We start from the raw sequence: 10,926 nt of genomic DNA, 5'->3' as shown, positions 1-10,926 counted from the left end.
GCACCAAAACGCACTACATCTTGCTGCAAATAGCCCTAAAATGGGTGCAAATGGCGGTTTGTTTAAATAAATATTCATTTGCCACATTCGCATGCTAACCCCATTTTTGCATCAACACCAACCTTCGCGAGAATCGCGTTTTTGGGGCAAGGTGGGCGATAGGTTGGTAAAAAGGGCACTCATAATGTTAAATTTCTTGCTGAAAACTAGACAAAAGACAATTGTGCCGCATACACGCTCATGGGCAACGGCACGGAGAGAACATACGCCTACGACTGCCAGTGCGAGCGGTTGCAGGGCATGTTGCTCACAGCCAACGGAGGTGGCTTCATAAAAACGCAGAAGTAAATTACCATCGACAGCCAGTTTTCAACTTGTAGAGAACGCATGGAATGACTTTTGCCTAGTTGCCTTTCTTAGAAAAAACTATGTTTTGAGACAGACAAATGGGGGCAGAATTTCGGTTTTTATAATGTCTTTTCTCTATAACAACCGAAAAGTATTTTGTCTACATGGGCTTGTAAATCGCGATTTTTATGTAAATTTGTCCAGAACCTCGTACATGAAAAGGGCGTTACTCTCGGCTTTTGCAACTTAGATTATCAAGGAAACTTGGAATTATGTAAGCAATAGATGATATTTTGAGAGAAACTGAACTGTTGGGGCTAATCCCTACGTAAATCTCGTCTTCCATCAGATGCCTAAGTTCTCTTGCTTTTAATTGACTGCATACGGCATGATTTTCAAATCAAGGGGGCAATAAATGATGTGCTTGCTCGTTGATATATTTGGGTTGTATAAAAGTAAATACGCTTTGTTTATCAAGACTTGGACATTTTTACTTGATGCAATGGCAAGTTGTGTGGAACATAAAGCAGAAGAACATATTATCGACATTGAAGTTGAATTAAATAACCATTGACGAATAAATTAAATAACGTTATGAAAGAAAAGCTAGACGCCTTTTTGGCAGAATTTAAGCAAGAAGCCGTGCTCGATGCAATTCAGATTAAATTATCGTCCAATCCTGCTCTGGATATTACACAGAGTAAGGTCGGGGGACTGTTCTATTTGCCCAAATCGACAGAAGTTCCAACCAACAGCAAAGGTGAACAACTGATGTTTTTGGCGCAGATAAACTGCGAAGAGTTGCCAGACAACTCCATCTATCCAAAGAAAGGGATTATGCAGTTTTGGATTTTTGGTGGCGATTATGACATGGGGAACGACTATGACAATCCATGCTCTGATGAAAACAAACGTGTTATTTATTATCCTGCGATAGAAGATCATTATGGTGCGGAAGAGTTGGCTGCCATTTATAATCCTCAGGATGACGAGGATGGTGAACTGATTACTCCAATCTGTACAGACAAGCCTTTATCCATGTCATTCAAACTTGAAAAACAATGGCGATTGCCATCCGACTATCGCTTTGAGAAAACTTTTATAGAAAAGTGGAATGCCTGTTTCCCAGAAAAACGGATAGAAGAGCTTTGGCAATTAGATGACGACATTGCTGAACTTGTTTGTGAAATGCTGGATATCGAGGAGCATACTCAGATTGGTGGCTATGGATATTTTACACAAAGCGACCCACGTATGTACGAGTCGTTAGCTGATTATACGGAGATGCTATTTCAACTGGATTCGAATAGTGGCGATGACGGCTTAGAAATTATGTGGGGCGACTGTGGAGTAGCGAACTTCTTCGCAACGAAAGAGCAGCTGAAGAACCTTGACTTTGCGAATTGCTTGTATAATTGGGATTGTTGCTGATACATATCTCTCGCCTATATGCCTGTATAGGCGAGAGAGAAGTCCTTAGGTTTGTTGGTAGAATAAAGAATGCCATTTATGTTGTAATAACATTAAACGCATAAAATAAATTTGATGGAACTGTTTGTTCACTAATTAAAATAGATATAACGATGAAGATTATCAGGGATTTTGGCGAGTATTTCAAGTATTCGCTTCACGATGCACGCATAAATAAAATTGAGTATAGGCGAGGAAATGTGATATTGCATTTTAATTATATCTTTTCGTATGATGAAGGCGCAGAGCAAACTCATAAGGCACAAATCGTTTTTGAGCAGACAGACATTGATGATGTTCGTGTATTGGTGTTCAACGATAGGTGGTTAGATGATTTTCAAGGCGAATGTATCGATTTAGAAACATACCAGAATAAGTATAAGGATAGTGAGTTTGAGGTTATTGACGAGAGTTATAATTGGGGAAAGGCTGTGTTTCAAGGTTGGCTTTGGACTGGGGGTGTGCCAGTATGCTGCATAATGGATATATGTTTTACGGGTAAGATGATATATGTAATTGATGAATAGGGGATTGTCTTATTGTTATATGAGTAACCAGGAACGACGGTTATAATTGGGTACAAGCAAATTCAAGGAGGTTTGCTCTTACCGAATAGTGCTACACTCAATTCATGGCTGTATTACTTCTGCAACGGGTATTCTCACACCTGGCTTATGGAAACAGTAGAAAATATTGTACGTACTATCATATTGAACGTCCCAATATAGCGTTGTTCTCCATCCCCCATTGTATAAGTCGTTTTTGTCTTTATTGTTTGTGTTGTGAAATTTGATTTGGGGAACTACAAAATGAGTTGAGTCTCTCCTGTCGTACGAGAAAAAGAAATTAAAATTTTGTACGACCTTAGATGGTAGGTCGTGAGGTTTGATACCAATGCTATCCAATGCATTGCGATATAAAGTTATAGTAATAACAGTAGAACCTCCCTTCGCCAGTACGACATCCCTTTCCCTTCTTGACAAGGTTTGACCTAATACAACATCAAATGAGCGTGTTTTATCCCTTATCGTTATATGTGAGTGATAACTATTCCAACCATGTACAATACTTATTGGCAACAACAACGTGTCAGAAGTTTCATTCTTTACAACATATTCGAACCGCATATATCTACTACCACCTTTGGGAATCGGACAGTTACCCTTTATCATGCACAATGAATAGTTGTCAAACACCCTATACAGATATGCATCTAGCTGTGGTGTAGTTTTAGTGCAAGAAGTACTTAATAAGGATAAGCTTAAAAGACTGCTCGATATGATTTTCTCTATGGAGATGGCTTGACTTTTTCTCTTTCTCATCTTTTGCGGCAGAATTAGTATAAATGCTAAACTATTCCATCCAACCCAACTTGGCTGGTGCTGTTTAATAGACTTCTGTATGAATTCATCCACGCATCTCTTCTTTCAAAGTTATACCTCTCCTTGTAATGTTGCTAATCAAAGAGCGATTGGCTTAGTGAGTTGGTAAGTTTCTGAGTTTTGAGTGTTCGAACGTTCCCTAACGATACGTTTGTTAGCTATTGGTTCGATATTTCATGCGAAAGCCCCCATAAACACAGAAACTTACCAACGGTACGAACTTAGAGATTAATGCTGTCGGCCTCTTTAACCTCTTCTTCGTCAAACCATTTCGAGAGTTTGTCGTGCGCCTTTGTCTTCACGTCTTCGGGAATGTCAGTCCACACTTTGCGCAGCACATAGAGCAAAACGCCGAGGTCGTCGCCCAAGCCGGCAATGGGAATGGCATCGGGGATAACGTCTAACGGACTGATAAGGTAGCCAAGTGCGGCCACAATCATCGTCTTGTCTTTTAGCGAAACAGTGTCGCTTTGCAGCGTATAGTACAAAATAAGGGCAGCATACACCAGCTTTGCACCTGCACGCTTTGCTATTTTCGATATTTTCTCGATAAACCCGCTTTGCGTAAACTTATCTTTGTACGACATAAAGTCGGGTAAGTCTGTCTTTGGTTTTTCCATGTTGTCGATTGTTTTTGATTTAAAAAAAATAGTTAGGATATCATGTTTGCTTCATTGGCCAGCACTTCGCCGCCTTCGGTCAGCTTTTAAAGTTCAACACATCTTCGATGTAACGTTCAATGCGTTCGTCGGCCATGCTTTTCAACCGATGTTTAATGCGCAACTTCGTGAGTAGCTTTACTAGTCCTGCCAGACAAAGTCCAATGGCTAAGGCAACAAAGATGGCCCAGTTTCCGCCAGGCATGTCCTTTTGTGGAAAGGCCGAAAACACCACAACGGGCAAAACAATCATTACGCCCATAATGGTGTATTGTGTGCGCTGCGAACCAGCACTGTCTAGTATGGCCTGCTTGTCAAGCAGGTAATCGGCGATTTCTGTTTTCGTGAGATTGTATTGTTCGGGTTGGGGAAACCCAGGAAATCCGCTCTCGACACGTATCTTTCTCGACACGCGTTGTTCGAAATCCATTAGTTCTATGTGCATAATCTTTAGACTGTTAATGATAAAATGGCAACAAATCTTTAAAGTTTGCTCAACGAAATCTCGTCTAACTCACTAAGGTATTTGCGCCTAAGTTTATAAAATTCAACCCATTCTTTGGTTTTGAGGTGTTTGCGCACATCGAAATCAAGGTTCCATTTGCCTGCCGACTCTAAGCGACCCATCATAAATCCTAGGGTGAGGTGCTTTAAAGAAACGGCTGGTTGGTAGCGTGCCTGCGTATCTTTCTCATCGCTAGCCACGTAGGTAACGAGGTTGGCGTTTTGCATATCGAAGAGCAACTGCTGCACAATGCGAACGGGTATGTTGGTTTCTAATTTCAGTTCTACGGCCGTATAGGCAGGTTTCCCTTCGTCGAAACGCTTGCATATCTTACCCAATAGCAGCGCGCTAAGCATCATTCGGTAGCGATAGCTTAGGTCGTCCATCTGTCCCAGCAAGTCGAAACTTTCCATATTCTGACTCGTATAGCTCAATTCGGCACCAAATAGGCAGATGCTCCACGATATCTGTACCCACAACATGAACAATGGGAGTGCTGCAAACGAACCATAGATGGCGTTGTACGACGAGAGGAAGATTTGCGAATGAATGTAAAACACCTGCAACAGCTGCATGGCGATGCCCGAAAGGATGCCTGGTAAGAATGCGGCCGAGAAGTTTACCTTGGTGTTGGGCATAAAGATGAACAGGCAAACGAACACTGCCGACATCAGCACGTAGGGCATAACGGTGATGACAAGGCGCATCATGGGGCCTAACACTACGTACTCGTTGATGTCTTCTGCAAAGGTGGCCATCACGATAGACACACCCGAAGTTACCACAATGACGATGGGAACAAGGAAGAACATGGCCAAATAGTCGGTTATGGTGCGGAAAAGACTGCGCGGATGCTGAACTTGCCAAATGCTGTTGAAGGCTTTCTCGATGTTGCTGATAAGCATCAGCACGGTGAACAGCATGAATAAAAGGCCAATACCGAGAAATACGCCGCCTTTGGTGTGTACAAGATACGAGTTTACAAAGCCGATAATGGTCTCTGCTGCTTGTGGCTGGCTAGACAAAGCATCTCTAAACCACACCTCAATATATTTGGAAAAGCCAAAGCCGCGAGCAATGGCAAACACCACGGCCACGATGGGTACAATGGCCAAAACCGTGCTGTAAGTGAGTGCCGAGGCCAAATCGGTTACGCTACGGGTGGTGAAAAACTTCACCGTAACCACTAAGCGTTTCAACACCATGAGGCATACGTAAGCCAATGGCGACACGTCTTCGCGCCGTATCTGCCACATTTCTACCTTAAAAAACGTGATGATGGTGTTTAATGTCTTCTTCATAATGAAAAGCAAAAAAGAAAAAAGAAAGCAGTGGCCCTATAAGCCGGGTTCTGTACTCTAATGCCTCGTGGGGCAAAAAAGTGCCTGCCATTTATCTAGACCGTGGGTCGCCCCAAGGCTCAAGCATTCTACCCTCCATCGTAAACATGTTTCAGGCGGACAACCTTCAAACGATGGTATACGCGAACTTGCAGCTCCCAGAAGGTACAACCCGATGATCGCCCATCGGTTGGTGGTCTCTTACACCGCCTTCTCACCCTTACCCCAACACGTACGCTACAAATAGGTGCGTGAGGGGGCGGTTATTTTCTTCTACCTTTACCCGTTGTCGCCAACAGCTTCCATTTTCAGAAGTGGGATGTCCTATGCTGCCCGGACTTTCCTCTCGCATCATTAAGATGCCAGCGGCAGAGCCGGGCCACTGCCTTTTAGCTTGCAAATATAGCCATTTTTTTGCGGATTATATGTAAATGTGTGGCGAGAAATGTTACAATTTAATAAAAAAGGCGTTTTGTTTAAGCTTTTCGTGGAACTTTGTTGACGAAAGAGTAGGGGAAGGGAACAAAGTGTTGATAAACTAATAGGCGAAGAAACAAGCAAAAAATGCGTGTTTATGGGCAGGTGTCTTTATTTTATTTGTTGAGTTTTTGAGGTGTTGACGTTTGTGGGTTTTATCGTAATTTATGTTCAAGTAGATGGTTCATGAGCCTGCCAGTTGGGAGAAATTTGATGGATTGAAGACGTTAAACAGAAGGGCTTACCAAGTTAGAACCTGTTACGTTTACGAATGAAAGCGTGCAACACGCTTGAAAATGATGCACATTAAAATCGCAAAATACCCACGTTGCTTTAAGCTTAGGCCATATTCTATCCACCAATATGACACCAACATGCACGTTATCGCCGTCAAAGTGTTATTTTGTGGCAATCTATACACATTGCAAAATCCACCCCAAACATCAACTTCTCATCGACAGAATATCCGCTTTTTTTTGCAGAAAACAAATAAATTAGTATATTTGCGAGCAATTTATAACGTTAAATACAAAACAAGAAAGAATGCTTACACTTAAACTCATCAGTGAGGAAACTGAACGTGTGATTAAGGGGTTGGAGAAAAAACACTTTAAGGGAGCAAAAGATGCTGTCGAAAAAGTGCTTGAAACCGACAAGCGCAGACGCGATGCTCAGCAGAAACTGGACAAGAATAAACAAGAAGCAAATAGCATGTCGAAACAAATTGGCATGTTGATGAAAGACGGCAAAGCACAAGAGGCCGAAGAAGTAAAGGCAAAGGTTGCCGTATATAAGGAGAACGACAAGCAGTTGCAAGCGCAAATGGACGAGGCCGAACAAGAACTTACGACTTTGCTATGCAACATTCCTAACATACCGGCCGACGAAGTGCCCGAAGGAAAAGACGCTAATGACAACGTTGTGGTGAAAGAGGGGGGCGTTATGCCGCAACTTCCCGAAGATGCCTTGTGCCATTGGGACCTCTGCAAGAAGTATAATCTCATCGACTTCGACCTTGGTGTGAAAATCACTGGTGCCGGTTTCCCCATATATATAGGTAAGATGGCTCGCTTGCAACGTGCCTTAGAGGCCTTTTTCCTTGATGAGGCACGCAAAAGCGGATATCTAGAAGTACAGCCACCGTTGGTGGTTAACCAGGCGTCGGGTTACGGAACGGGACAACTTCCCGACAAAGAAGGACAGATGTACCACGCCGAACAAGATGACCTTTACCTTATCCCCACGGCCGAAGTGCCTGTTACCAATATCTTCCGCGATGTTATTCTCGACGAGAAAGACCTCCCCGTGATGCGTTGTGCCTATTCGGCTTGTTTCCGCAGAGAGGCAGGGTCGTATGGTAAAGATGTTCGTGGACTGAATAGGCTGCACCAATTCGACAAGGTGGAGATTGTGCGCATCGACAAGCCTGAACACTCGCACGAGTCGCACAAGAAGATGTTGGAGCATGTTGAGGGACTGCTGAAAAAGCTAGAACTGCCCTATCACATCCTGTTATTGTGCGGAGGCGACATGAGTTTCACTTCTTCTATCTGCTATGATTTCGAAGTTTGGAGTGCAGCACAAAAGCGTTGGTTGGAGGTTTCGTCGGTGTCTAACTTTGAAAGCTATCAGGCCAACCGCTTGAAATGCAGGTATAGGCGCGCCGAAGACAAGAAAATAGAACTTTGCCACACGCTCAATGGCTCGGCTCTTGCCCTTCCTCGCATCGTGGCAGCCATCATCGAGAACAATCAAACGCCCGAAGGCATCCGCGTTCCGAGGGTGTTGGTGCCCTATTGTGGGTTTGAAATGCTCGACGACAAGAACTTCTAGTTGCCTTGCCCATGGCCATTAGCATGGCCAATAATGGACTTAAATGCAACAAGACAATATCATTAAGGCGCACAAAAGCGCAAAACAAAAACATTAGAAATGCACTGGGCGGTGTTCGCCTTATTAAAAAGAGCGGACACCGCATCAGGGTTTTTAAACCAAAACACAACCTGCGACTTGTATATTTAACATAAACAATCAACATCAATTGCAAGGCCATGAATAAGATTATTAGAAAAGAACAGTTCTCCGAAAAGGTGTATCGTTTCGACATCGAGGCTCCACTGATTGCCAAAAGTAGAAAGGCCGGAAACTTTGTTATCGTAAGAGTGGGCGACAAAGGCGAGCGTATGCCGCTAACCATTGCCGATGCCGACACAACGAAAGGTACAATCACACTCGTGGTGCAAAAGGTTGGCCTCTCGTCTATTAAGCTATGCAACCTCAACGAGGGCGAGTATGTTACCGATGTGGTTGGTCCGCTGGGCAATCCCACGCATATCGAGAACTTTGGAACGGTTGTCTGCGCAGGCGGTGGCGTGGGTGTTGCACCGATGTTGCCCATCATTCGTGCACTGAAAGCGGCCGGGAACCGCGTTCTATCCGTATTGGCAGGACGCTCGAAAGACCTTATTATATTAGAAGATGAGGTAAGGCAGAGTTCAGACGAGGTGATTATTATGACCGACGATGGGTCGTATGGAGAGCAAGGCGTTGTAACTGTGGGTATAGAAAAGTTCATAAATGCCGAGCATATAGACCGCGCTTTCGCCATCGGGCCTGCCATCATGATGAAGTTTTGTTGTCTTCTCACCCAAAAATACAACATCCCCACCGATGTTTCGCTTAACACCATCATGGTAGACGGTACGGGAATGTGTGGCGCATGTAGGCTCACCATCGGCGGAAAGACCAAGTTTGTTTGCATAGATGGTCCTGAATTTGATGGTGCTTTGGTTGATTGGGACGAGATGTTCAAGCGAATGGGCACGTTCAAGAAAGCTGAAAGCGAAGAGTTGCAGCGTTATAATGACCATATTGAGCAAGTGGAAGAACGGGTTGCACAAACAGTTTCGGACATCACTATGGACGTAGAGCCTACCACAGAGGGTATAGACGTGCTGACAGATCGTAATGCCGAATGGCGAAAAGAGTTGCGAGCAAGCATGAAACCCAAAGAAAGAACGGGCATTCATCGTGTGGAAATGCCCGAATTAGACCCTGTTTACCGCGCCACTTCGCGTGTAGAGGAGGTGAATAAAGGACTTACAAAAGAACTGGCTTTGGTGGAAGCCAAGCGATGTCTTGACTGTGCTAAGCCCACTTGCATGGAAGGTTGTCCGGTTAGCATCAATATACCCTCGTTTATTAAGAACATAGAGCGTGGCCAGTTTCTTGCAGCGGCCAAGGTTTTGAAAGACACGTCGGCCTTACCTGCTGTTTGCGGTCGTGTTTGTCCGCAAGAAAAGCAGTGCGAGAGCCGTTGTGTACACCTCAAAATGAACGAACCCGCTGTGGCCATTGGCTATTTGGAACGTTTTGCTGCTGATTACGAACGAGAAAGTGGCAATATCTCCGTACCCGAATTGGCACCAGCCAACGGTATAAAGATTGCAGTCGTGGGATCAGGACCTGCTGGTTTGAGTTTCGCTGGCGATATGGCCAAGTTTGGTTATGACGTTACTGTATTCGAGGCCTTACACGAAGTGGGGGGCGTTTTGAAGTATGGCATACCAGAGTTTAGACTTCCCAATAAGATTGTGGACGTGGAAATAGACAACCTTAAAAAGATGGGTGTGAAATTCATCACCGACTGCATTGTAGGAAAGACTATCTCCGTAGACGACTTGGAAGAGCAAGGCTATAAGGGTATCTTTGTTGGTTCTGGTGCCGGATTGCCTAATTTCATGGGCATACCGGGCGAGAACGCCATCAATATCATGTCGTCTAACGAATATCTTACACGTGTTAACCTCATGGATGCTGCCAATCCTAACACCGATACGCCCATAAACTTGGGCAAACGCGTAATGGTTGTGGGTGGAGGTAATACCGCAATGGACTCATGTCGTACGGCTAAGCGTCTTGGTGCAGAGGTTACGCTGGTTTATAGGCGTTCGGAGGCAGAGATGCCTGCTCGACTTGAAGAGGTGAAACATGCCAAAGAAGAGGGTATCGGCTTCCTGACATTGCACAATCCGCTTGAATATCTTGCAGATGAGCAGGGCGCTGTGAAGGCCGCTGTGCTGCAAGTGATGGAGTTGGGAGAACCTGACGCGAGCGGAAGACGTAGTCCGCAACCCATCGAAGGCGTTACGAAGACGCTCGATGTAGACCAAGTGATTGTTGCAGTAGGCGTATCGCCCAACCCGCTTGTTCCTAATTCCATCCGCGGACTTGAATTAGGGCGCAAGAATACCATTGTAGTGAATGAAGGTATGCAATCTAGTCGCCCGGAAATTTACGCTGGTGGCGACATCGTGCGCGGTGGTGCAACGGTTATTTTGGCTATGGGCGACGGTAGGAAGGCTGCCGCCAGTATGCACAAGCAGTTGACGGAAGAATTGCAACTTGCGATCTAAGCGTATGCCATAGTCATTACACGGAGATATAATACATTAAGTGTTGTCTTAACACTCCATTTCATGTTGCCTTTTCGGATTTTGAACCATCCGAGAAGGCAACCTTTTATTTACCGCAGGTTCTAGAAATCTAGTGAATAGTGAACTTATAGCCAAACAGAATAGGTATGGAAAGCCATAGGCGCACCGTAAGCAAACTTGTAAGAACAATTTTCCAAAAGCAATTATGTTTGACTATAAACCGAAATAGACAATCATACCGCTTATCAAATAATTCAAGTTGTTTCCATTGTTTCCTATTTAGGGATATTCAGTAAATATCTAACTAAT

At 44.3% G+C, this 10,926-nt stretch carries 7 protein-coding genes and 1 other RNA gene; 4 read left to right on the top strand and 4 right to left on the bottom strand.

The genetic code is table 11. The features are described from left to right. The first annotated feature begins 942 nt into the window (after positions 1–942). Both HMPREF2955_RS03615 and HMPREF2955_RS03610 read left to right on the top strand, forming a co-directional pair. Positions 943–1,779 (top strand): YwqG family protein, encoded by an 837-nt coding sequence (locus HMPREF2955_RS03615; RefSeq protein ID WP_070721090.1) that lies wholly within the window; start codon positions 943–945, stop codon positions 1,777–1,779. 152 nt (positions 1,780–1,931) lie between these two features. Further along, positions 1,932–2,345, top strand: a complete 414-nt coding sequence (locus tag HMPREF2955_RS03610; RefSeq protein ID WP_070721087.1) for a hypothetical protein — start codon at positions 1,932–1,934, stop codon at positions 2,343–2,345. A 1,076-nt stretch (positions 2,346–3,421) separates the two neighbouring features. On the opposite strand, the gene HMPREF2955_RS03600 is transcribed toward HMPREF2955_RS03610, so the two are convergent. From HMPREF2955_RS03600 to rnpB, 4 genes are all read right to left on the bottom strand, one after another. Next, entirely contained in the window at positions 3,422–3,820 is a 399-nt protein-coding gene (locus HMPREF2955_RS03600; RefSeq protein WP_070721084.1) for a YkvA family protein, read from the bottom strand. A gap of 79 nt (positions 3,821–3,899) precedes the next feature. Beyond that, positions 3,900–4,304, bottom strand: coding sequence for a cytochrome C oxidase subunit IV family protein (locus HMPREF2955_RS03595; RefSeq protein WP_070721081.1), 405 nt, complete (start codon positions 4,302–4,304; stop codon positions 3,900–3,902). 38 nt (positions 4,305–4,342) lie between these two features. Then, positions 4,343–5,665, bottom strand: coding sequence for a YihY/virulence factor BrkB family protein (locus tag HMPREF2955_RS03590; protein WP_070721079.1), 1,323 nt, complete (start codon positions 5,663–5,665; stop codon positions 4,343–4,345). Positions 5,666–5,688: 23 nt separating this feature from the next. Beyond that, positions 5,689–6,090: RNase P RNA component class A (rnpB, locus tag HMPREF2955_RS03585), an RNA gene on the bottom strand. 634 nt (positions 6,091–6,724) lie between these two features. Between rnpB and serS the strand changes: the two genes are divergently transcribed. Beyond that, positions 6,725–8,014: a serine--tRNA ligase gene (gene serS / locus HMPREF2955_RS03580; protein ID WP_070721076.1), complete on the top strand. Its 1,290-nt coding sequence runs from the start codon at positions 6,725–6,727 to the stop codon at positions 8,012–8,014. A 218-nt stretch (positions 8,015–8,232) separates the two neighbouring features. Continuing rightward, entirely contained in the window at positions 8,233–10,596 is a 2,364-nt protein-coding gene (locus HMPREF2955_RS03570; RefSeq protein ID WP_070721072.1) for a bifunctional dihydroorotate dehydrogenase B NAD binding subunit/NADPH-dependent glutamate synthase, read from the top strand. Positions 10,597–10,926 lie beyond the last annotated feature (330 nt).

The organism is Prevotella sp. HMSC073D09 (assembly GCF_001814145.1).
Lineage (GTDB): Bacteria > Bacteroidota > Bacteroidia > Bacteroidales > Bacteroidaceae > Prevotella > Prevotella conceptionensis.
The sequence above is the reverse complement of the archived record's forward strand: the minus strand, read 5'-3'. Positions and strand labels throughout refer to the sequence as shown.